Source organism: Paraburkholderia sp. BL23I1N1, from assembly GCF_003610295.1.
In the GTDB taxonomy this organism is placed as follows: domain Bacteria; phylum Pseudomonadota; class Gammaproteobacteria; order Burkholderiales; family Burkholderiaceae; genus Paraburkholderia.
The window spans coordinates 93,826-116,247 of the sequence record NZ_RAPV01000001.1 but is presented as its reverse complement, the minus strand read 5'-3'; the positions used below and the strand labels follow the sequence as shown (position 1 = coordinate 116,247).

Genomic DNA, 22,422 nt, shown 5'->3' with positions numbered 1-22,422 from the left:
ATGTGGGATGGAAAAACGGCCTGCCGTTCAGTGCAGCACGAGTTTCAGTGCGGCGATCAATTGCGCGTTTTCTTCGGGCGAACCGACGGTCAAACGCACGCAATTGACCAGCAATGGATGCATTTTACTCACGTTTTTGATCAAAACCCGTGCTGCCAGCAGCGTTTCGAACATAACGGATGCGTCAGGTACGCGCACCAGCAGGAAGTTGCCGGCGCTCGGGAACACTTCGGCGCCCGGTAATTGGGCCACGGCTTGCGCGAGTTTCGTGCGTTCTTCGCGCAATTGCGCCGCCTGGGTGTCGAGCACGTCGACGTGATCGAGCAGGAAATCGGCGGCGGCTTGCGTCAGCACGTTGGTGTTGTAGGGCGGGCGCACCTTGTCGAATTCGGTGAGCCAGGCGGGCTTGCCGACCAGATAACCCAGGCGGATGCCGGCCAGACCGAGCTTGGACACGGTACGCATCACGACGACGTTGTCGAACGCGTCGGCGCGCGGCAGCCAGCTTTGCTGCGCGAACGGCTGATACGCCTCGTCGATCACCACCAGGCTTTTGCTCGCCGCGGCGATGATGCGCTCCATGTCCGCGTCGTTGTACAGCGTGCCGGTCGGGTTGTTCGGATAGGCCAGATAGACGATCGCCGGTTCATGCTCGGCGATCGCCGCCAGCATCGCCTCGGTGTCGAGCGTGAAATCGGGCTTCAGCGGCACGCCGATGAATTCAAGATTCGCCAGCTTCGCCGACATCTGATACATCACGAAACCCGGCATCGGCGCGAGCACCTTGGCGCCGGGCTTCGCGCACGCCACCGACACCATGCTGATGATTTCATCCGAGCCGTTGCCGAGCAACACGTCGCAGCCTGCCGGCACACCCATCACGCGCTTGATCTTCTCGATCAGCGCTTCCGGGCGCGGCGCCGGGTAACGGTTCAGTGCGACGCCGGCCAGATGTTCGCCCAGATGGGCGGCCAGGACCGGCGGCAGCGGAAACGGATTTTCCATCGCATCGAGCTTGATATAGCCCGTGGCGTCCGGAACCGGATAGCTCGTCATCGCGAGCACGTCGCGGCGAATGATGTCTTGAGGTGTCGTCATAAGTCTGTGGACCGGGCCGCACGAGAGACGCCGGCCGGGTATCGGCGGCTTGCGGACTACGCCAGGTTGGTCTGTATTGTCGTTATTAAACGGGAAACCGCGCGAAATCCGTCGGTCGTGTTCGCGGGCATCGGTTCGATGCCCGCTGGCGCCTTTGACCGGTCAACCGCGCTCGCCGCTTTGCCGCATCCGGTATTCGGCGCTGCGGGCGTGCGCCTGCAGGCCTTCGCCGTAGGCGAGTTCGGCGGCGATCTCGCCGAGCGTCTGCGCACCTTCCGCACTAACTTCGATCACGCTCGAACGCTTGAAGAAATCGTAGACGCCAAGCGGCGACGAGAACCGTGCGGTACGAGACGTAGGCAGTACGTGATTCGGTCCCGCGCAGTAGTCACCGAGGCTTTCGCTGGTATAGCGGCCGAGGAAGATCGCACCGGCATGGCGGATCAACTGGCCCCATTGATGCGGCTCCAGCGCGGAAATTTCGAGGTGTTCCGGTGCAATGTCGTTGGCGATCGCGCAGGCTTCGGCCATATCGCGCACCTTGATCAGCGCACCGCGGCCTTCGAGCGACGCGCGGATCACGTCCTGACGCGGCATGGTGGGCAGCAGTTCGTTGATCGCGTCGTGGACGCGCGCAATGAATGCATCGTCCGGGCACAGCAGGATGGATTGCGCGAGCTCGTCGTGCTCGGCTTGCGAGAACAGGTCCATCGCGACCCAGCGCGGGTCCGTCGTGCCGTCGCACAGCACGAGAATTTCCGACGGCCCGGCGATCATATCGATACCAACCGTGCCGAACACACGACGCTTGGCCGACGCAACGTAGGCGTTACCGGGGCCGCAGATCTTGTCGACGGCGGGCACCGTCTCCGTGCCGTACGCCAATGCGCCCACCGCCTGCGCGCCGCCGATCGTGAAGACACGATCCACGCCGCCCAGCAACGCAGCCGCGAGCATCAGCGGATTTTTCACGCCGTCCGGCGTGGGCACGACCATGACGATTTCGCGCACGCCGGCCACGCGGGCCGGAATCGCGTTCATCAGCACCGACGACGGATACGCCGCCTTGCCGCCCGGCACGTAGATCCCCGCGCGATCCAGCGGCGTCACTTTCTGGCCGAGCACGGTGCCATCGGCTTCCGTGTATTGCCAGCTATGACTGCCGCACTCGATTTTCTGCTTCTCGTGGTAACCGCGCACGCGCGCCGCCGCCGCTTCGAGCGCCGCGCGGCGCTTCGGCTCAAGGCTTTCGAGGGCCGCTTCGAGCTCGGACATCGGCAACTCGAGCGCCTCGACGCTCTTCGCCTCGACACGGTCGAAGCGTTTGGTGTACTCGAGCACCGCGGCGTCGCCGCGTGCCTTCACGTCGTTCAGAATCTGCGCGACCGAGCGCTCGATTGCTTCGTCTTCGCTCGCCTCGAACGCGAGCACCGCGTGCAGCGCCTTGTGAAAGTCAGGAGCGCTGGAATCGAGTTTGCGAATCTTGATAGACATACGGGTATCCGTTTCGGTAAGGCGCGCGTTAAAAGTTTGACCACTCGCGTGGTCAAACTAGTCAGGCCGCCGCGGCGCCAGCCTTCGACGCGCGTTCGAACGCATCGAGGATCGGCCGCAGCGCGGCGCGCTTGAGTTTCAGCGCCGCCTGGTTCACAACGAGGCGCGACGAAATCTGCATGATTTCCTCCACCTCGACGAGATTATTGGCGCGCAAGGTGTTGCCCGAACTCACCAGGTCGACGATCGCGTCGGCGAGGCCGACCAGCGGCGCCAGTTCCATCGAACCGTACAGCTTGATCAGGTCGACGTGCACGCCCTTGGCGGCAAAATGCTCACGTGCGGTTTCAACGTACTTGGTCGCTACGCGCAGGCGTGCGCCCTGGCGCACCGCGTTCGCGTAGTCAAAACCGGCCGCCACCGCGACCGACATGCGGCAACGCGCGATATCCAGGTCGACCGGCTGATACAGGCCACTACCGCCGTGCTCCAGCAGCACGTCCTTGCCTGCCACGCCGAAGTCCGCCGCGCCGTATTCGACGTAGGTCGGCACGTCCGTGGCGCGCACGATGATCACGCGCAGGTTCGCGTCCGTAGTGGGCAGAATCAGCTTGCGCGAAGTTTCCGGATCTTCGGCAACTTCAATCCCGGCTGCGGCGAGCAGCGGTAACGTCTCTTCGAAGATACGCCCTTTCGACAACGCCAGCGTGAGCGGTGCGCTCACGGCCGGCGAAAACGAAGTTTGCGGCATCGAACTCATGCCTGGCTCCCGGCGATGCGGCGCACCTTGGCGCCAATGGCGTTGAGCTTGCTCTCCATCCGGTCGTAGCCCCGATCCAGGTGATAGATACGGTCGATCAGCGTTTCGCCTTCTGCACGGAGCGCAGCGATCACGAGGCTCGCGGACGCACGCAGGTCGGTCGCCATCACCTTCGCGCCGGACAGCTTCTCGACGCCGGTCACGAGCGCGGTGTTGCCGTCGATCGTGATGTTCGCACCGAGGCGGTTCAATTCCTGCACGTGCATGAAGCGGTTCTCGAAGATCGTTTCGACGGCTTGCGAGGTGCCGTCCGCGATCGTGTTGAGCGCCATGAACTGCGCTTGCATGTCGGTCGGGAAGGCCGGGTATTCGGACGTGCGGAAGCTCACCGCGCTCGGCCGCCTGTTCATCCGCACGCGCATCCAGTCGTCGCCTTCTTCGATCATGACGCCGGCTTCGCGCAGCTTTTCGGTGACGGCTTCAAGAATCAGCGGACGCACCTTACGCAGCGTGACATCGCCGCCGGCAGCCGCGACCGCGCACAGGAACGTGCCGGCTTCGATACGATCCGGAATCACCGTGTGCCTGGCGCCATGCAGCGAGTCGACACCCTGAATCACCAGACGGTCGGTGCCAATGCCTTCGATCTTCGCGCCCATCTCGACCAGCAGATGCGCGAGGTCGCCCACTTCCGGCTCGCGCGCGGCGTTCTCGATGACCGTTTCGCCTTCGGCCAGAACTGCCGCCATCAGCAGGTTTTCGGTGCCCGTCACCGTAATCATGTCGGTCACGATGCGTGCGCCCTTCAGACGCTTCGCACGCGCTTCGATAAAGCCGTGCTCGATCGTGATTTCGGCGCCCATTGCCTGCAGGCCCTTGATGTGCTGATCCACCGGACGCGCGCCAATTGCGCAGCCGCCCGGCAGCGACACCCTGGCGTGACCAAAGCGCGCCACCAGCGGCCCGAGCACGAGGATCGACGCACGCATGGTTTTCACCAGTTCATACGGCGCAACCAGGTTATCGACCTTCGACGCATCCAGCGACACGCGCCCCTCGCCGCTCTCGATTCGCACGCCCATCTGGCCGAGCAGCTTGAGCATCGTGCGCACGTCCTGCAAGTCGGGCACGTTTTCCAGACTCACCGGTTCCGCGCTCAGCAAAGACGCGCACAGGATCGGCAATGCCGCGTTCTTGGCACCTGAGACGACGACTTCACCCGACAGCGGGTAGCCACCTTCAATGACGAGTTTATCCATGCCTGTCAGTTCCTGATTGACCCGGACTTCAGCCGGGCCTGCTTTGACTGTATTCGACGCGCCGCTACCGGCGTCGCGTCCTTCTTGAGTAATTCGCACTAAATTTCCAGATTACGCGGTCTGCCATTCGGCGGGCGTCAGCGTCTTCATGCTGAGCGCGTGGATTTCTTCGCGCATGCGGTCGCCGAGCGCCGCGTACACGAGTTGATGGCGCTGGATCAGACGTTTGCCTTCGAAGCTCGGTGAGACGATGGTCGCAAAGAAATGCTGACCGTCGCCCTCGACTTCGAGATGCTGGCAAGCGAGCCCAGCCGCGATGTATTGCTTGACCTGTTCGGGAGTCGGCAACATAAGAGAAGCTCCTGATCAGTGGCGCAGTTTGTAGCCGGAGGCGAGCATGCGCATCGCCACCACAGCCAGCACCACAAAGAAACCGGCAACGATCGCAAGGCTCACGAGCGGATCGATATCCGACATCCCGAAGAAACCGTAGCGAAAGCCGTCGATCATGTAGAAAAAGGGATTGAGCCGCGACACTTCGCGCCACACAGGTGGCAACGTATGCGTCGAGTAGAACACGCCCGAGAGGAACGTGAGCGGCATAATCAGAAAGTTTTGAAACGCGGCGAGCTGATCGAACTTCTCGGCCCAGATGCCGGCGATCAAACCGAGCGTGCCGAGGATCGCCGCGCCGAAAATCGCGAACGCGATGATGTAAAGCGGCGCGCTGAAGCTGACCGGCACGAACCAGATCGTCACGATAAACACGCCAAAACCGACCGCCAGACCGCGTGCCACGGCAGCGAGCACATACGCGCTGAACATTTCGTAGTGCGAGAGCGGCGGCAGCAGCACGAACACCAGGTTGCCGGTGATCTTCGACTGGATCAGCGAGGACGAGCTATTCGCGAATGCGTTCTGCAACACGCTCATCATCACGAGGCCGGGAATCAGAAAGCTCGTGTACTCGACACCCGGATAGACCTCAACGTGACCGCGTAACGCGTGGCCGAAAATCGTCAGATAGAGCAGCGCGGTGATAACCGGCGCCAGCACGGTCTGGAACGACACCTTCCAGAAACGCAGGATTTCTTTGTAAAACAGCGTGCGAAAGCCGCTCATGCCAGCCCCTCGATCACTTCCGGACCGTTCATCACCTGAACGAACACATCTTCGAGGTCGGCTTTGCGGACCTCGATTTCTTCTAATGTGCAGCCCGCTGCGCGGCACTGCGCGAGAATCCGCTCGACGTCGTCATAGCTCGCGAGACGCAGCAGATGCTGATGGCCGTTGCCGTTGCCCAAGCCGCTTTCCACTTCGAGCGGACGCAGTTCCACGGGCAAGGTGCCTTGCGCAAAGCGCAGGAACAGCTGCATGCCGGCAAAGCGCTGCAGCAGCGTGCTGGTGCGCTCGAGCGCGACGACCTCGCCGCGACGCAACATTGCGATGCGGTCGCACAGCGATTCGGCTTCTTCCAGATAGTGCGTGGTCAGCACGATCGTGTGCCCTTCGCGATTCAGGCGCGAGATGAATTTCCACAAGGTTTGGCGCAATTCGACGTCGACACCCGCGGTCGGCTCATCCAGCACGATCACAGGCGGACGGTGCACCAGCGCTTGCGCGACGAGCACGCGGCGCTTCATGCCGCCGGACAGCGCGCGCATGTTGGCGTCGGCTTTCTCGGTGAGGTCGAGATTGGCCATGATCTCGTCGATCCACGCGTCGTTATTGCGCAGCCCGTAGTAGCCAGACTGGATGCGCAAAGTTTCGCGCACGGTGAAAAACGGATCGAACACGAGCTCCTGCGGCACCACGCCGAGCGCACGGCGCGCAGCGCGGAAATCGCCGACTACGTCATGGCCGCGCACCGCGATGCTGCCTTCATCGGCGCGCGCGAGACCGGCGAGGATGCTGATGAGCGTTGTCTTGCCCGCGCCGTTCGGACCGAGCAGTCCGAAGAACTCGCCTTCTTCCACCGTGAGGCTGACGCCCTTGAGCGCCTGCAAGTCCTTGTAGCGCTTCTTGACGTTACGAATTTCTATGGCTGACATGACTATGGGCCGCGTGCGGAGCGGCGCCTAAAGGAGCCCTGAGGGGGCGCAAAAGTGCTGGAAGGGACGAAATTGGGGCCGGTTGTATGCCCCAAAAAACGTTTGATTATAGGGCAAAAATCGGCAGCCCCGGCTCGGCCGGGGCGATTGGAAGTGACGCTAGTGGAGCGTCAATGTCGCGCTGAAAGCAGCGTGTCGACGCCGTAGGCTTGTGCGAGGCTGGCGAGACCAGCCGGCAGGTTGACGATCTCGAACGCGATGCCGCGTGCCTGGGCGGCACGCTCCCATGCGAGCAGGACGGCAAGCGCGGTCGAATCGAATTGCGCGAGCGGCGCGCAATCCACGCCGTTCGCGCCCGCGGCGATCCGCTGCAAACCCGCCTCGAGCGCGGCTTTCGCGCTCTCGTGGGTCAGCGTCGCGCCGCTTTCGAAGCGGCTTGCGACGGCGGCGTTCAGCACTTCGCTCACGACTGCTTGCCCGCGGCGAGTTGCTGGTTACGCTGCGTGAGGAACTGGATCAGTCCGTCCACGCCCTTCTGCTGGATCTGCTCGTTGAACTGTTGCTGGTACGCCTGGATCAGCCACGCGCCGAGCACGTTGATGTCATACACGCGCCAGCCTTGCGGCGTCTTGTACAGACGGTAGTCGAGTTCGATCGGCGAGCCGTTGTTCATCACCACCGAGCGCACCACCGTGTCGGTGTCGTCCGGATTCATACGGAACGGCTTGTACTGGATCTGCTGGTCGCGAACCTGGGCGAGCGCACCCGAGTACGTGCGGATCAGCAGCATCTTGAACTGCTCGACCACGGCGTTTTGCTGCTCCGGCGTCGCGGTGCGCCAGTTCCGGCCCATCGCAAGTTGGGTGGTGCGGCGGAAATCGGTGTACGGCAGGATCTTTTCGTTGACGAGATTGGTGATGTGGGTGATGTCGCCTTGCTGGATCGACTTGTCAGCGTGGATCGCGTCGATCACCTGCTGCGTCACGGTCTTGATCAGGCCATCCGGCGAACTGGAGTCGACCGTTTGTGCCGATGCACCGGCACTAGCGAACGAAAACAACGCAGCAAACAACGGGATCAGGAAGAATTTTTTCATATCGAGCCTTGCCTTAAAAATTGTGCAATCGTTGGAACCGACATTAACACGCGAGTTCAGCGGCAATCCATGCGCAAACTGCGAGAGTCGTATCGAGGTGTTACGGCTGCACGATCAACGCAATTTGAATGACGGGAAGTTGAAACGCGAGGGCGGGACCAGTTGGCCGGCCGGAATCTGCGTCGTTTCCGGACCGCCGTTCAGGTCGAGCGGCGGCGATTCGCTGCCGGAGGCGGCTTCAGGTGCAGCTGCCGTGCCGGTTGCACCCGCGGTGGCTCCAGCTGCCGACGCAGCTTGCGGCGGCGTTGCGGCGGCCGTACCAGACGCTGCCTTGGCTGTTGCACCCTGCGTGCCTGCCGGCGCTGCAGCCGCGCCGCCGTCGACGTCGTCGTACTTCGGCAACGGTGCTTCATCACCGTAGCTCGGCAGCGCCTGCGAGTGCTTACCTTCCGACAGCAAATACTGGCGGCGTTGCAGATAAGCGTTACGCACGAACGAGTACTTGTCGAGCGCGGCGCCTTCCAGCACGTCGCTCGCGCCCAGCAGATTCGCACGGGTGTTGATCACGTTCAGGCCGTACAGCGCCCAGCTCAGTCCATCCGGATGAATGTAGCTGAGCGGATTCACATAGTAATTGCCGATCGAGCCGACCGCGTCGCGCACCGTGCTCGGGCCGAACAGCGGCAACACGAGGTACGGGCCCGCCGGCACGCCATAGTGGCCGAGCGTCAGGCCGAGGTCGTTGTCGTGCTTGGGCAGTTTGGCGAGCGTCGCCACGTCGAACAGACCGCCGACACCGAACACCGTGTTGATCACGATCCGCATGATGTCTTCGACGCCATCGGTGATCTTCAACTGCAGCAGGTTGTTCGCCGCAATGTAGACGTCGCCGATATTCGAGAAGAAGTTGGTGACGCTATCGCGCACCGGCTGCGGCGTGATGAACACGTAGCCCCTCGCGACCGGTTTCAGCGCGTACTGGTCGAGCTTGTCGTTGACGGTGAAGATCGTGCGGTTCAGGCCTTCGAGCGGGTCGCCCTTGGTCGGCGTCTGAACGGTCGAGCAGCCGGCGAGCGTTGCGGCCGCGAGCGCGAACGTCGCTAACTGGACGGTGCGCACGCCTCGTATGCGTAGGGTCTGCATTTTTATTCTCCTTATTGACCGGCCGCGCCAGAGGCGGGCGAAGTCGGCGCCGACGGCGCGGGCGCAGTGGCAGGGGCAGCTGCAGTCGAACCCGCGCCCGGTTTGGATGCGCCCGAGTCCGCGGCCTTGCTATACAGGAATTGTCCGATCAGGTTTTCGAGCACGATCGCCGATTGTGTCATCGAAATTGTGTCACCTGCTTTAAGCATCTCGCTATCGCCACCGGGTTCGAGCCCGATGTATTGCTCGCCCAACAGACCCGACGTCAGGATCTTTGCCGAGGTGTCTTTCGGAAACGGGTATTGCTTGTCGATGTCGATCGTGACGACAGCCTGATACGCATTGCTGTCAAAGCCGATCGAAGCAACCCGGCCGACCGTCACGCCCGCACTCTTCACCGGCGCGCGCGCCTTCAGTCCGCCGATATTGTCGAATTTGAGCTTGACCGGGTACGTTGCCTGAAACGACAACGAGCTCATGTTGCCGGCCTTCAGCGCGAGAAACAGCAACGCCACGAAACCCAACACTACGAACAGGCCGACCCAGAAGTCGAGAGCAGTCTTTTTCATCGTCATCCCAAAGTGAATCCGCCACGCTGCTCCCGCTCCCGTCACGCGCAACCCGAGGCGCGCCCGCTGACAGGAAACGTGCAGCGCAGTCTTAGCTGAACATCAGTGCAGTCAGCAGAAAATCGAGGCCGAGCACCGCAAGCGACGCATACACGACCGTTTTGGTCGTGGCGCGCGACACGCCTTCCGGCGTCGGCTTGGCTTCGTAGCCCTGAAACAGCGCCACAAAGGTCACCGCGAGGCCGAACACCACGCTCTTGATGACCCCGGCGCCAACATCGCGCCAGACGTCGACGCCGCCTTGCATCTGCGACCAGAACGCGCCGGCGTCGACGCCGATCAGCAGCACGCCCACCACATAACCGCCGAACACACCGACCGCGCTGAAAATCGCGGCCAGAATCGGCATGGAAATGATGCCCGCCCACAGACGCGGCGCCACCACCACCTTCACCGGATCGACCGCCATCATTTCCATCGCGGTCAGTTGCTCGCCCGCCTTCATCAAACCGATCTCGGCCGTGAGCGATGTGCCGGCGCGGCCCGCGAACAGGAGCGCCGTGACCACCGGACCGAGTTCGCGCACCAGCGAAAGCGCGACCAGCAGCCCCAACGCCTGCTCGGAACCATAGCGGTTCAATGTGTAATAGCCCTGCAAACCGAGCACGAAGCCGACGAACAGCCCCGACACGGCGATGATCACCAGCGAATAATTACCGACGAAGTGGATCTGCTTCGTGACAAGGCGCGGCCGGCGCAGCAGCGGGAAAAACTCGAGCAGCAGCCGGAAGAAGAAACGCGTGGCGTAGCCGGCCGTGCCCAGTCCGTCGAGTACCGAGCGGCCGATCGAACTGATCATGACTGACCTCCGCCGATGCCGAAGTCTGCCGCGAGCGGCGTCTTGCTGGGATAGTGGAATTTGAACGGGCCGTCCGGCGCGCCGTCGATGAACTGGCGCACCGTAGGATCGGTCGACGCGCGCAGCTCGGCCGGCGTGCCTTCAGCATGCACCCCGCCGTTGGCGAGGAAATAGACGTAATCGGCAATCGCGAACGACTCCGGCACGTCGTGCGTCACGAGGATCGACGTCGCGCCAAGTGCCTGATTCAGCGCGCGAATCAGATTCGCGGTGATGCCGAGCGAGATCGGATCGAGGCCGGCGAACGGCTCGTCGTACATCATCAGCTCGGGGTCGAGCGCGATTGCCCGGGCCAGCGCGACGCGACGCGCCATGCCACCCGAAATCTCCGACGGCGCCAGGTCGCGTGCGCCACGCAACCCGACCGCGTTGAGCTTCATCAGTACGAGGTCGCGAATCAGTTCTTCGGGGAGGTCGGTGTGCTCGCGCAGCGCGAAGGCGACGTTTTCGAACACCGACATATCGGTGAACAACGCGCCGAACTGGAACAGCATGCCCATCTTGCGGCGCAGCGCGTACAGGCCGTCGCGCGTCTGCTGGCCGATATCCTGGCCATGGAACAGGATCTGGCCGCGCTGCGCGCGCACCAGACCGCCGATCAGGCGCAGCACCGTGGTCTTGCCGCAACCCGAGCCGCCCATGACCGCGACGACCTGGCCGCGCTTGAAGCGCAGATTCAGGTTCGACAGGACGAGCCGGTCGCCATAACCGAAGTCGACGTCGCGCAGCTCGAGTAAAGGCTCGGGGGAAGAAGACACGAAACTGACAGTCCTTTTACACGGAAGGCCGAATTATAGGGCCATCATGCAAAAGCTGCCGTGAGGTGCCCTGTCCCTTTACTGAACTTGACGATTATCGCGTAAACCCGTGTTGCAACGCAGAAACCGCCGCAGCCGGATCGGCAGCCTCGGTCACGGCACGCACCACGGCCGCACAGCCGACGCCCGTCGCCAGCACGTCCGGCAGCACCTGCAGATCGATTCCGCCGATCGCCACCAGCGGCACGACGCCGTCGAGCAGGCGAACATACCGCGCCAGACGCTTGAGGCCCTGCGGCGCGGTCGGCATGACCTTGGTGGTGGTCGGGAACACGGCGCCCAACGCAATATAGCTGGGCCGGAAATGCAGCGCCCTCAGAATCTCGTAGAAACCGTGGGTCGACAGACCGAGCCGGATACCGGCTGCGGCAAGCGCCGGCAGATCGGCCGTATGCACGTCTTCCTGGCCGAGGTGGACGCCGTAGGCACCCGCTTCCAGCGCGGCCTGCCAGTGATCGTTGATGAAAACCTGGGCATCGTGTTCACGGCCGGCGGCGACGCAGCGGGCGATTTCGCGCTTCAGTTCGTCGGCGGGTTCGGCCGATTTACGCCGCAACTGGACCGTTTTCACGCCGAAGCCCACCACCCGTTCGACCCACTCCGCAGTCGGCAGCACCGGGTAAAGGCCCAGCCGGTCGGGACAACGCGCGAACGCTTGCGCCGGCGCGGCCGGCAGGCCGGCCAAGCGCGGGAAATGCGCGATATCGGCCGGAAAGGCGTCGTCCGCCCTGGTTTCATCGCCGTCGCGCCAGGCCAGCGCCAGCACCAGCGCATCATGCGGATCGAAGCCGCAGTCCAGAAACGCCGCCAGCGCGGGCATCCAGTCTTCCGCCAGATGACCTTCCAGACGGTATGTTTCCCCGCCCAGATGGAGTGCTGCCGTATTCTCGGCAGCCACGATCACGCCGGCACCCTGCACCAGCCAGCGCGCTACCTGCTCGCCATGCTGCTGCGCGTCCGCGACGACGATCAGGTCCCCACCGTTCGGTTCGTCCGGCGCGGTCAGGCAGATGCGCCACGGCGCATGCGTCGGCGGCCACTCGCCGAGGCGCGCGCGGATGCGCTCGGCGGATTCGGTGAGTTCATCGGCGGGCGGCCAGAAAAGATCGCGGCCAGTCAAAGGCAAAGTTTGCGTCATGCGGCGCTCCCGTCTTGATGCCAGAACGGCATGCCGACCACCGGCGTGCTCGCGTGCGCGCTTTCGCGCTCGGCCATCGGCCCCGCCAGAAAAGCCTGGCGGCCCGCTTCGACACCCAGTGCAAAGGCGCGCGCCATCGCATCGGGGTGCGTTGCCTGCGAAACGGCGGTGTTCAGCAGCACGCCGTCGAAGCCCCACTCCATCACTTGCGCCGCGTGCGACGGCACGCCGAGACCGGCGTCGACGATCAGCGGCACGTCCGGCAGGCGTTCACGCAACACGCGCAGCCCGTACGGATTGATTACGCCCTTGCCGGTGCCGATCGGCGCGCCCCACGGCATCAGGGCCTCGCAGCCCGCATCGAGCAGGCGGCGGCCGATCACCAGATCTTCGGTGCAATACGGCAGGACCTTGAAGCCATCCTTGATCAACTGCGTAGCCGCTTCGATCAGGCCGACCGGATCGGGCTGCAACGTGTAGTCGTCGCCGATCAGTTCGAGCTTGATCCACTCGGTTTCGAAGATTTCGCGCGCCATGTGCGCGGTCGTCACCGCCTCGCCCCACAGTCAGGCAGCCGGCGGTATTGGGCAACAGCGGCACGCCGTGGCGCTTGAGCAGGTCGAAAAAGCCGGCTTCGGCGCCGCCTTCGTTCATCTGCCGGCGCAGCGCGACGGTCACCATGCCGGGCTGTGCTGCGTCGATCGAATCGGACAGCGATTGCAGCGACGGATAGCGCGAGGTGCCGAGCAGCACGCGGCTCGCGAAAGTCTGGCCGTAGAGCATGAGCGCGTCGGCGGTTTGGGGGGCAGTCATTTGCATAATCCTGGTCTCCGGCAAGGCGTGGGGCGGGGCTTAACCGCCGGCCACGGGTTGCACGACATCGAGCTTGTCGCCCGGCTGCAGCGCGCGCGCCGCATGCTGGGTGCGTGCGACGAAATCGCCGTTCAGTGCGACCGCGAACGGCGGACGCGCGCCAAACGCGGCGAGCGCGTCGGCGACAGTCGCGCCATCGGGCAACGACAACGGCTTCTGATTGATATGAATGTCCATGAGATTCGAATACGGTCCAATCGATGGCGGTAGCGGCGCGCGCTGGTTCGCCTGCGGTTATTTCACCCGCAGGCGCACGGCGCTCATGCCGGCTCCCGCGTGGAATCCAGTTGAAACAGCTCGCTCCAGCGCGCGGCGCTTTGCCAGTCGGCGAAGGCATCGGCGTCGCCAATGCGGCCGTCGAGCAGCGCCGCGGCGAAGCGCACGGCTTCGTCGGCGACTTCGGGCACGATCATGTAGCCGTGCCGGTACAGGCCGTTCACGCGCAGCGTTTGCGCGCCATCCCACAGCAAGGCCGGACGGTGGTCCGGCAACGTTGGGCGGCACTGCGAATTCAGTTCGAGGATGCGGGCCTCGCCGAAGCCGGGATGCACGGAAAACGCCGCGCTCAGCAGCTCGAGCGCCGAGCGCACGCTGACCGGCGACATGTCCTCGCCTTCCACTTCGGTCGCGCCGATCACGTAGAGATCGTCCTGCTTCGGCGCGATATACAGCGGGTAGCGCGGATGCAGCAGCCGCACCGGCCGCGTCAGCTTGATACCGGGCGCACGCACGCGGGCGACTTCGCCGCGGATGCCGCGCAGCGTGGGCAGCACGGGCTTCGCGCCCAAACCCCGGCAGTCGATCGTGACGCGTGCGGGCGGCAGCGCATGATCGTCGACCGGCGTGTTCCAGTGCGTTTCGACACCGCGCTGGGCCATGCCGGCAGCGAGTGCCGCGAGCACCTGACGGTTGTCCAGTTGACCTTCGCGCGGGAGCAGCCAGCCCTGATTGAAGCGCCCCGCCAAGGCGGGTTCGGCGGCGCCGAGCTGGGCACCGGCCAGCGTCACGATGCCGCCGTCGAGCAATTCGGCCGGCGCATTCGAGCGCACGCGGCGTTCGAACAGCGGCGCTTCAGTCCGGTCGGCGTGATGCCATACGACGAGTGTGCCATTGCGCTGGAAGAACACCGGCTCAGGCAATTCGGCCAGCACTTGCGGCCAGGTGTCGAGCGAAGTCGCGCCGAGGCGCGTGATCAGCATTTCGGCACTGGCGGCTTCGGCCAGCGGCGCCAGCATGGCGGCGGCCACCCAGGCCGCGGCTTGCGAGCCCGTGGCATCGCCGCGCTCATAGAGCGCCACACGATGCCCCTCTCCGGCGAGACGCCACGCGACCAGGCGCCCGCACAGCCCGCCGCCGAGTACAGCGAAATCAGGTTGAGCAGAACGGTTCATCGCGCCCGCTCCCAACCGCAACGGCAACGGCAACGGCAACGGCAACGGCAACGGCAACGGCAAGCAAGGCTAAAGCAGCAAGGCGCGCCGACGTAATCGACATAGCCGACGAGGGCGTGGCGAACAGCAAAACACATGTCTGAAGAATAGGCGGTCATCGAGTCCTTTCCGTACGGCCCAAAAGCGCACGTACCCAGGACGAAACCGGCGGGTGAGGCCGGCCGGGCAATACGCGCGTCCAATGACGGACGCCGCCCGGCGGGGAATGGAAGACTGGCTGCTTCCGGAAACTTCCCGCGCCGGTATTACCCGGATCGGGTGCAAAGGGTCTCTCTCAGCCTTGCCGCCGCTGCGTGAGAATCACGCAGCCTGTGGGCAAAGCACCCCTGTTTCGTCGAAGGTCATTAGACCATAAAAGGCGCGGCGCCCGCAAACCAGCGGCCCATGCAGGCGCGCGATTGATCCGGCACCTTCTTTCGATTCGCCAATACGGCCGGAGGCAACGCTCTGGCACAATGCCAAGACCGGATGCCGCAGGAGCCCGGCGCGGGCGGCACGCTTAGCCACATGCGCGACGGCGGCACCGGGGCGAGCCCGCTGGGTGGAAATTAATTTTCACTTAAGGGCTTCGCGCCAGAATCGGACGCTCTCCCGGGCGTGCGTTCGTCGAGCACGACGCCCAGGGTATGCACCGCAAACCCGCCGTGGAGCCGGCCCAACTGAGGCCGGCCCCGATGGGCCAGCACTTCATCAGGATGCTCATGACACCGAATACCGCTTCCAGCCCCGTGCTGCCGCCAGACGATAGAGTCTCCGCCTGGAGCCTGATCAAACCTTACTGGGTTTCCGAAGAACGAAAAACGGCGTGGGGGCTGCTCATCGCGATCGTCGTGATGAATCTGCTCGTCGTGTGGATCAACGTGCGCCTGAACCGCTGGAGCGCCGACTTCTACAACGCGCTGCAAACCAAGAACGTGCACGACTTTCCGCACCTGCTGATGGTGTTCTCGGGGCTCGCGTTCGGCTTCATCATTCTCGCCGTGTACGGCCGCTATCTGCGCCAGATGCTCGGCTTCCGCTGGCGCCAGTGGCTGACCACGCGTTATCTCAACGAGTGGCTGCACGACAGCGCCTTCTACCGGATCGAACGCGACCGGCTCGCCGACAACCCCGACCAGCGGATCAGCGACGACCTGCAATCGTTCGCCACCACTACGCTCTCGTTGACGCTCGATCTGTTGTCCACGGTCGTCACGCTGGTCTCGTTCATCACGATCCTGTGGTCGCTGGCCGGTGCGCTGACCGTTTCGCTCGGCGGCATGCCGGTGCAGATTCCGGGCTACATGGTGTGGGCCGCGGCGCTGTACGCGGTGGTCGGTTCGCTGATCATCCAGAAGGTCGGCCATCCGCTCGTGTCGATCAATTACCAGGCGCAGAAGGTGGAGGCGGATTTCCGTTTCGGCCTGATCCGTCTGCGTGAAAACGCCGAACAGATCGCCTTCTACGACGGCATGGAGACCGAGAAGAAGAACACACACTCGCTGTTCGGCCGCATCCGCGACAACTGGTGGCAGGTGATGAAGTACACCAAGCGGCTCACGTTCGTGCTGAGCTTCTATGGTCAGATCGCGATCATCTTTCCGCTGGTGGTGGCGGCGCCGCGTTACTTCGCGGGCGCGTTCACCTTCGGCGTGCTGATGCAGATTTCGAGCGCGTTCGGCACCGTCAGCGATTCGTTTTCATGGTTCATCAATAGTTACGGCACCCTGGTCGAATGGCGCGCTACCGTGAACCGATTGCGTGAATTTAGCCGCATCGTGCATGCGCCGCGTCTGAAGGAATCGGTGTCGCCCGGCACCGCGCACGGCGGCATCAACCTGCATTTCGTCGACGAAGACAAGCTCACCACCGAAGGCCTCCAGCTTGCGCTGCCGAACGGCAACCCGCTTTCGCGCATCCGCGATATCGTGATCACGCCGGGCTCGCGCTGGCTGGTGCGGGGTCCGTCCGGCTCGGGCAAGAGCACGCTGATGCGCGCGCTCGCCGGCTTGTGGCCGTTCGGCGACGGCTCGATCGACGCCCCGGTCAACGCCCGCATGATGTTCATCCCGCAGGTCAGCTACATGCCGATCGGTACGCTGAAAGCCGCGCTCACCTATCCGTCCGCCGTGGACACTTACACCGACGAAGAATGCAGTGAAGCCCTCATCACCTGTCACCTGTCGGAGTACGCCGACCGCCTGCAAGAATCGGGACACTGGACGCGCATTCTCTCGCCGGGCGAACAACAACGTCTCGCCGGCGCCCGCGTGCTGCTGCACAAGCCGGACTATCTGTTCCTCGACGAAGCGACCAGCGCGCTCGATGCGGAGAACGAAGCACGTCTTTATCACCTGTTCACCGAGCGGCTGCCGAAGGCGGCGATCGTCAGCGTCGCGCATCGCGAATCGCTGGCGGCGTTCCATGGCGACACGCTTGACGTCGAGCGCTCGGGCGAACCGATTGCAGCGTGACCAGCATGAGCCACGCGAGCGACATGAGCAGCACGGGTGACACGAACGGCACGGCTGGCATGAGCGGCGCCGGGTTCGATCGCGTTGTGCTGATCACCGGCGCAAGTTCCGGCATCGGCGCGGCACTGGCCCGGCGCATCGCCGCGCCGCGCACCGCGTTGATGCTGCATGCGCGCGGTGCCGACGACGAAGCGCGTCAGCGTCTTGCACAAGTCGCCGCCGATTGCAGCGCGAACGGCGCGCGCTGCGCGACGGTGCTCGGCGATCTGGCCGAACGCGGCGCCGCCGAACACGTGATTCATCAAACGCTCGCGAGCTTCGGCGCGCTGGATCAACTGGTCGCGAACGCCGGTCACGCGCAACGGCAAACGCTCAACGCACTCGACACGGATGCACTCAGCGCCGCCTTCGCCGCCATGCCGGCCGCGTTCGCCGCGCTCGTCAAGCGTGCGACGCCCGCCCTGGCAACCTCGGAGCGGGGTCGCGTGGTGGCGCTGAGTTCGTTCGTCGCGCACCGCTATCGCGTGGATGCACCGTTCGCCGCCACGGCGGCGGCGAAGGCGGCGATCGAATCGCTGGCTAAAACCGCAGCCGCCGAACTTGCGCCGCATGGCGTGACGGTCAATTGCGTGGCCCCTGGATATACCCGTAAAGATCGCGGCCCCAGTGCCGATAATGCATCGGTGTGGACCCGCGCCGCCGAAGTCACGCCGCTCGGTCACGTTGCCGAGCCCGCGGATATCGCGGCCCTGATCGCGTTCCTGCTCTCCGACGAAACGCGTCACATTACCGGCCAGGTGATCCATATCGACGGCGGCCTCACGCTCGGCTAGACAGCGCGCCGCAACATCCGGAAACACGCGAGAAGAGTTCGAAAGCAGTTGCGAAGCCGGCAACCTGTTCCCCGCTTTGAAAAGCCCTTGTAGCAGCGACGATAGTCGTGCGGACCGTACCACGTCCGGTCCGCCACGCCCCTCACTGCTACTGGACTCTTCGCACATGTCATTCGATCGCCACTCCCATCCTTTGACCCGCCGCGCAGCGCTAGCGCTGGGTGCAGCCCTGCTGCTCGCGAGCACCACGCACGCGGCGCTTGCCGCCCAGCCCAACGAACCAGCAGACGTTTGCCCCGCGCTCAAACACATTGTTGACGCCCCCGACTTCAAGCAGTTGCACGCGCAACCCGCCGCGCAACTGCCAGGTGTGTCGGCCACGGATGACTGCCGCGCCAATACGCATGCCTACGATTGCCACTGGCGCGCGCACTGGCAAGCTGACGGCGTCATCAGCGATCCGCTCGAAGAATTCGGCGCCGATATCGCCGCCTGCTTCCCGAACGTCGTGCATGACGTCAACACGCCGACGCGTCAGCATTTCATCGTGACCACCGACGACCGGCGCGTGAACGTCACGGCAAGCGTGCAAGGGCAAAACGAATTGCGCCTGCGCGTCACGCGCTGAGCGTGGGCCGTATTGCCACTATCCGCCGCGACCGTTGCGATCACTGGTATCCAGTGTTACACCGCACTTCTTCACCGCCACCAGGCACCGCATCATGACCTCTATGCCGAGCTTGCGCGCTTACGCTTTCACGCGAGCCCCTTTGGCTGCGTGGGTCATGTTGCGGCGCCCCGGCGCCCGGCTCGCCGCCTCGGCCACCCTCGCCCTGGGTCTGAACGGCTGCGCGTGGACGCTAATCTCGGCGGCCGACGCCACCGGCTCGGTGATTCAGGCGGGCTACGCGATCGCGGCGAACTACTCGTCGCCGACCTTCGTCAATGGCCGGCGGGCGGACGTGCATAACGTCTGCATCGAAGTGAATCAAACGGTGACGGTCGGCGATTTCGTGCCGGCGCTGCAGCTTGCGCTCGACCGGCACGGCATTCGTTCGGACGTCTACAATCCGGGCACCTCGCCCGCCGGATGCGAGGCACGCCTCGTCTACAACGCAGCAATCGATTACGGCCGCCGCTCGTTCAGCGACGAAACGATCCAGTATCTGTCGATCATCGATCTGACGCTGATCCAGCACGGGCGCATTCTCATCACCGCGCGTTACCAGACCGGCGGCCTCAATACCGACCGTTTCTCTACGGCATCGACCAAGCTCAATGGCTTGATCGACAAGATGGTGGTCGATCAAACCGAGCTGGCCCGGCAGCCGATGCAGACCATTCAGACGTCGCAGGCAAACTAGGCGTACCGCCTGCTTTGCTTGTTTTCTCTTACGCGAGAAAGGATTCGAAAGCGTTACGCGCTTTGCGCCGCACGCGCGGATCACTAAGATGACCTGGATGAACCCATCCATTCTGGTCGTCGACGACGACCCCGTCGTACGTGATCTCGTCAGCGACTATCTGCTAGGGCGAGGCTTCACGGTGTCCACGCTCGAACATGGCATGGCGCTGCAGCGCGCATTGCAGAACGAGCGTCCCGCGCTGGTCGTGCTCGACATCATGATGCCGGAGCTCGATGGCATCAGCGCGCTGCGCGCCTTGCGCGTCGCTGGCGACGATATTCCCGTGATCCTGCTGACCGCGCGCGCCGATCCGATCGACCGCGTGATCGGCCTCGAACTCGGCGCCGACGACTATCTCGGCAAACCATTCGAACCAAGCGAGCTGGTCGCGCGGATTCGCACGGTTCTGCGCCGCCGCGGCACGATTGCGCCGAGCGCACCGGAACAGCGCGCGCCCTATCGCTTCGGTCGTTTTGAGGTGAATTTCCCGGCGCGCGAATTGCGCCGCAATGGCGAACGCATTCCGCTGCGTTCGAGCGAATTTGCGATGCTCAAGGTGTTCGTCACGCACGCGATGACCGTACTCACTCGCGCGCAATTGCTGGAGAAGCTGCACGGCAATAGCGAGGCGCATCGCAATCGCAGCCTTGATGTATCGATCTGGCGTTTGCGGCGGCTGATCGAAGTGGATCCTTCCGAGCCTCGCTATGTGCAAACCGTCTGGGGACGCGGTTACGTCTTCGTGCCGGACGGCGAAATCGGCGCAGCGGAACGCGACGCGCCGCCGCTTGCCTAGCGTTTGCCTGATGTTTGGGTGACGCTTGAGAGAACGTGCGCGGCGTGTCGCGCGCACATTCACAACAATCCGGTCTAGAACGTCAGCACGCTCAGAAACATTCTCTGCAGCCAGCCCATCGTGGTGGCGTCGGACACCATCCCCACGCCGGCCTGCTCGATACGCGCATTCGCGACCTTGCTCGACGCCACATAATTGCCTGATTCGATATCCTTAGGATTGACGATACCCGACAGGCGCAAGCGGTCGCGGTTGCCGCTCATCGCGATCACCTTCTCCCCCGACACCACCAGATTACCGGTCGACATCGTGCCGATCACGGTCACGGCCAGCGTGCCGGTCATGCCGCTGATATCGGTGAGACTGCCCTGCCCTTTGTAGTCGGTACTGGCCGAGCCGATGTTGAAGAGCCTCGCGAGCCGCGCGGCGGCGTTGGTCGACTGATCGGCGGCCGTCGCGGTGATGCTGCTCGAACGGCTCGCGGCGGCGGTCGCGCTATTGTTACCGCTGTACGACTCCGACAAGCGGATCGTCAGCACGTCGCCGATATGCTGGGCACGCGGTGTTTCGTAGAGCAGCAAGGGCGAGCCGGCCTGATAGATCGCCCCCTGCGTATTGACGTTCAACGGCGCCGATGCGAGCGGCGGCGACATGGGTGTTTCGACGATCGACGGCTGCTGATTGCTTCCGCAAGCCGCGAGACAGGCCGCCGCGCCGAGCACGACAGTGAGACGTAGCGCAGTCATGCACGCTCCTTGATTGAAAACGGACGGTGGGGTCGCCGTAGCGATGCCTGGCTTAACGATGCAATCGAAGCATTCGAAGCAATCGAAGCGACACATGCACCCTCAACCGGCGCGATGGATGAAACCGCACATCAGCCCGCCTCGGCACCGCTTGCCTGCCATTGCCGCACGACCGATTTCACCCACGCATCCGAGCCCTTCAACAGATAGGTAAGCGTGCCGTTGCGGGTCCCAGGCAGAAAGCACAACGTGATCGAGCTCACCGCGTTGTCCCACACGTAGACCGGCATCGCGCCCGGCGACGAGACGCTTTGCGTCACCAGATGCGGCGTGCCATAACGGTCCGCGAGCGCGTCGCGCAAGTCCTCGGCGGTGACCTCGTCGATCACAAAAGAAATCTCGTACAGACGCAGTGCGCTCTGGCCGTCGACACGCGCAAAGCGCAGCACATGCTCCTGAGCCGGCGCGCCGTCGACAACGGCTTGCGAGACCTCCCAGCCATCGTCCGTGCGATGCGCCCAGCGGCACGCAACCGTCAGACTCTCGTGCGATTTCAGCCGCATGCCGAGCGCGCCCGCCTGTACGTCCGTCTCGCAGACGGGCACGCTGCCGAGCGGCGTGGCGCGCACGGTCGAGCCGGCGCGGAATTCATCGAGCGTGGTGCCGAGCGCGATGCCGCGAAACACAAACGGCATGTCCTGCGAACGCCGGCGTGTCTCAGCGGACGCACTCTTCGACGCGGCGCTGGCCGCATTCGCTTCGCGCACGACCGGCTGCGCCTCGGCAGCTATCGAGACCATGCCGCCGAGCAGCGCCAAGGCGCAGGCAATCCGTTTGAGTGTCATGATTCAGTCGATGGCGGATGAACACATGTCGAACGGTGTGGCCGCGGCATGGCCGACGACCGGGATGACTTTCAACGTGATCGATGTCAGCCGGCACGGCAGCGCGGCGACGGCGCAGCCGCCGAGTGGCAGCAGCGCCGCGCCGAGCGTCAACCACGCAGCGACACGGATGAAGCGGTCAGGAATGCTTGGGGTCGACACACGGGCCTCGGTGCGTCAGGCAGTCGTGTTGACGTGATGCCCGATCAGCCCCGACGGCAGCGACGGGAGCGCCTCGCTAGCGGACTCGCGCGCCCGGGGTGCAGGTGTAGCCGACGAGTTGTTGGGCGTTGCGGGCTTTTCCGCCGCCGGCGTGGGTGCGAGCGAAGAAAAGCGGGTTGAACTGAGATTGCTGTGAACGGTCATGATGAGCCTCGCGTGGCGCTAGGTTTCGATTTCACGCCGCCTGCCGTGGGCCCAAGGCGTTAGGCTGTTTTCGACATGCGGCGCAACGTACTGCACGACGAATCATCTCGCCGCACACACGGTGGCGATGCACGAAGGAACGCGCGCTTTCCAGCGGTTCTTACGACCCGTTGCGACGCATTGCGCCCCGTTTCCAGCAGTAGCAATTGCGCGAAAATTCTTTCATCGGAGGAATTTAAGCGATGCAAAATGACTGCCGCGCCGTGCGG

25 protein-coding genes, 1 pseudogene and 1 riboswitch are annotated in these 22,422 nt (G+C 63.9%); of the genes and pseudogenes, 5 read left to right on the top strand and 21 right to left on the bottom strand.

Going from position 1 to position 22,422, the window contains the following annotated elements; translation table 11 throughout:
* Nucleotides 1-27: 27 nt before the first annotated feature.
* From hisC to B0G76_RS00535, 17 genes and pseudogenes are all read right to left on the bottom strand, one after another.
* Complete coding sequence (gene hisC, locus B0G76_RS00615) at nt 28-1,098, bottom strand: histidinol-phosphate transaminase (protein ID WP_120289254.1); 1,071 nt, start codon at nt 1,096-1,098, stop codon at nt 28-30.
* A 162-nt stretch (nt 1,099-1,260) separates the two neighbouring features.
* Complete coding sequence (gene hisD, locus B0G76_RS00610) at nt 1,261-2,592, bottom strand: histidinol dehydrogenase (RefSeq protein ID WP_120289252.1); 1,332 nt, start codon at nt 2,590-2,592, stop codon at nt 1,261-1,263.
* A gap of 61 nt (nt 2,593-2,653) precedes the next feature.
* A complete protein-coding gene (hisG, locus tag B0G76_RS00605; RefSeq protein ID WP_120289250.1) occupies nt 2,654-3,352 on the bottom strand; it encodes an ATP phosphoribosyltransferase in 699 nt (232 codons plus the stop codon).
* Nucleotides 3,349-4,704 carry a UDP-N-acetylglucosamine 1-carboxyvinyltransferase gene (gene murA / locus B0G76_RS00600; RefSeq protein ID WP_409076742.1) on the bottom strand — a complete coding sequence of 452 codons (1,356 nt, stop codon included), beginning with the start codon at nt 4,702-4,704 and terminating at the stop codon, nt 3,349-3,351. Before murA ends, hisG begins: the two co-directional genes overlap by 4 nt.
* A gap of 18 nt (nt 4,705-4,722) precedes the next feature.
* Nucleotides 4,723-4,962 carry a BolA family protein gene (locus tag B0G76_RS00595; protein ID WP_063497505.1) on the bottom strand — a complete coding sequence of 80 codons (240 nt, stop codon included), beginning with the start codon at nt 4,960-4,962 and terminating at the stop codon, nt 4,723-4,725.
* 15 nt (nt 4,963-4,977) lie between these two features.
* Entirely contained in the window at nt 4,978-5,733 is a 756-nt protein-coding gene (locus B0G76_RS00590) for an ABC transporter permease (protein ID WP_120289246.1), read from the bottom strand.
* Nucleotides 5,730-6,662, bottom strand: a complete 933-nt coding sequence (locus B0G76_RS00585) for an ABC transporter ATP-binding protein (protein WP_120289244.1) — start codon at nt 6,660-6,662, stop codon at nt 5,730-5,732. Before B0G76_RS00585 ends, B0G76_RS00590 begins: the two co-directional genes overlap by 4 nt.
* A gap of 170 nt (nt 6,663-6,832) precedes the next feature.
* A complete protein-coding gene (locus B0G76_RS00580; protein WP_120289242.1) occupies nt 6,833-7,129 on the bottom strand; it encodes a lipid asymmetry maintenance protein MlaB in 297 nt (98 codons plus the stop codon).
* The gene (locus tag B0G76_RS00575) at nt 7,126-7,758 is read right to left on the bottom strand and encodes a phospholipid-binding protein MlaC (protein WP_120289240.1); all 633 of its coding nucleotides are present in this window, start codon (nt 7,756-7,758) and stop codon (nt 7,126-7,128) included. The genes B0G76_RS00580 and B0G76_RS00575 overlap by 4 nt, the downstream gene beginning before the upstream one ends.
* 114 nt (nt 7,759-7,872) lie before the next feature.
* A complete protein-coding gene (locus B0G76_RS00570; RefSeq protein WP_120289238.1) occupies nt 7,873-8,901 on the bottom strand; it encodes a VacJ family lipoprotein in 1,029 nt (342 codons plus the stop codon).
* Nucleotides 8,902-8,912: 11 nt separating this feature from the next.
* On the bottom strand, nt 8,913-9,470 hold the full coding sequence (mlaD, locus tag B0G76_RS00565) for an outer membrane lipid asymmetry maintenance protein MlaD (RefSeq protein WP_120296117.1): 558 nt from the start codon (nt 9,468-9,470) through the stop codon (nt 8,913-8,915).
* A gap of 91 nt (nt 9,471-9,561) precedes the next feature.
* Nucleotides 9,562-10,329, bottom strand: a complete 768-nt coding sequence (mlaE, locus tag B0G76_RS00560; RefSeq protein ID WP_120289236.1) for a lipid asymmetry maintenance ABC transporter permease subunit MlaE — start codon at nt 10,327-10,329, stop codon at nt 9,562-9,564.
* Entirely contained in the window at nt 10,326-11,147 is an 822-nt protein-coding gene (locus B0G76_RS00555) for an ABC transporter ATP-binding protein (RefSeq protein ID WP_120289234.1), read from the bottom strand. Before B0G76_RS00555 ends, mlaE begins: the two co-directional genes overlap by 4 nt.
* 94 nt (nt 11,148-11,241) lie before the next feature.
* Nucleotides 11,242-12,345, bottom strand: coding sequence for a thiamine phosphate synthase (gene thiE / locus B0G76_RS00550; protein WP_120289233.1), 1,104 nt, complete (start codon nt 12,343-12,345; stop codon nt 11,242-11,244).
* Nucleotides 12,342-13,158 (bottom strand): annotated as a pseudogene (locus B0G76_RS00545) (thiazole synthase). The gene thiE and the pseudogene B0G76_RS00545 overlap by 4 nt, the downstream one beginning before the upstream one ends.
* A gap of 39 nt (nt 13,159-13,197) precedes the next feature.
* Nucleotides 13,198-13,395 (bottom strand): sulfur carrier protein ThiS, encoded by a 198-nt coding sequence (gene thiS, locus B0G76_RS00540; protein WP_120289231.1) that lies wholly within the window; start codon nt 13,393-13,395, stop codon nt 13,198-13,200.
* 83 nt (nt 13,396-13,478) lie between these two features.
* Nucleotides 13,479-14,609, bottom strand: coding sequence for an FAD-dependent oxidoreductase (locus tag B0G76_RS00535; RefSeq protein ID WP_120296116.1), 1,131 nt, complete (start codon nt 14,607-14,609; stop codon nt 13,479-13,481).
* Nucleotides 14,610-14,883: 274 nt separating this feature from the next.
* A riboswitch (TPP riboswitch) is annotated at nt 14,884-15,007 on the bottom strand.
* Between the two features lie 363 nt (nt 15,008-15,370).
* Between B0G76_RS00535 and B0G76_RS00530 the strand changes: the two genes are divergently transcribed.
* From B0G76_RS00530 to B0G76_RS00510, 5 genes are all read left to right on the top strand, one after another.
* On the top strand, nt 15,371-17,122 hold the full coding sequence (locus tag B0G76_RS00530; RefSeq protein ID WP_120296115.1) for an ABC transporter ATP-binding protein/permease: 1,752 nt from the start codon (nt 15,371-15,373) through the stop codon (nt 17,120-17,122).
* Nucleotides 17,123-17,145: 23 nt separating this feature from the next.
* Nucleotides 17,146-17,955: an SDR family NAD(P)-dependent oxidoreductase gene (locus tag B0G76_RS00525; protein ID WP_409076741.1), complete on the top strand. Its 810-nt coding sequence runs from the start codon at nt 17,146-17,148 to the stop codon at nt 17,953-17,955.
* A gap of 166 nt (nt 17,956-18,121) precedes the next feature.
* Nucleotides 18,122-18,583, top strand: coding sequence for a hypothetical protein (locus B0G76_RS00520; protein WP_120289229.1), 462 nt, complete (start codon nt 18,122-18,124; stop codon nt 18,581-18,583).
* Nucleotides 18,584-18,677: 94 nt separating this feature from the next.
* Complete coding sequence (locus B0G76_RS00515; RefSeq protein WP_120289227.1) at nt 18,678-19,319, top strand: hypothetical protein; 642 nt, start codon at nt 18,678-18,680, stop codon at nt 19,317-19,319.
* A 97-nt stretch (nt 19,320-19,416) separates the two neighbouring features.
* On the top strand, nt 19,417-20,157 hold the full coding sequence (locus B0G76_RS00510) for a response regulator (protein WP_120296113.1): 741 nt from the start codon (nt 19,417-19,419) through the stop codon (nt 20,155-20,157).
* Between the two features lie 74 nt (nt 20,158-20,231).
* Here the strand turns inward: B0G76_RS00510 and B0G76_RS00505 are convergent, their stop codons facing one another.
* From B0G76_RS00505 to B0G76_RS00490, 4 genes are all read right to left on the bottom strand, one after another.
* Complete coding sequence (locus B0G76_RS00505; protein WP_120289226.1) at nt 20,232-20,903, bottom strand: flagellar basal body L-ring protein FlgH; 672 nt, start codon at nt 20,901-20,903, stop codon at nt 20,232-20,234.
* Between the two features lie 131 nt (nt 20,904-21,034).
* A complete protein-coding gene (locus B0G76_RS00500; protein WP_120289224.1) occupies nt 21,035-21,748 on the bottom strand; it encodes a hypothetical protein in 714 nt (237 codons plus the stop codon).
* Between the two features lie 3 nt (nt 21,749-21,751).
* Entirely contained in the window at nt 21,752-21,919 is a 168-nt protein-coding gene (locus B0G76_RS00495) for a DUF6726 family protein (protein ID WP_409076740.1), read from the bottom strand.
* Between the two features lie 45 nt (nt 21,920-21,964).
* A complete protein-coding gene (locus B0G76_RS00490; RefSeq protein ID WP_120289220.1) occupies nt 21,965-22,153 on the bottom strand; it encodes a hypothetical protein in 189 nt (62 codons plus the stop codon).
* Nucleotides 22,154-22,422: the final 269 nt, after the last annotated feature.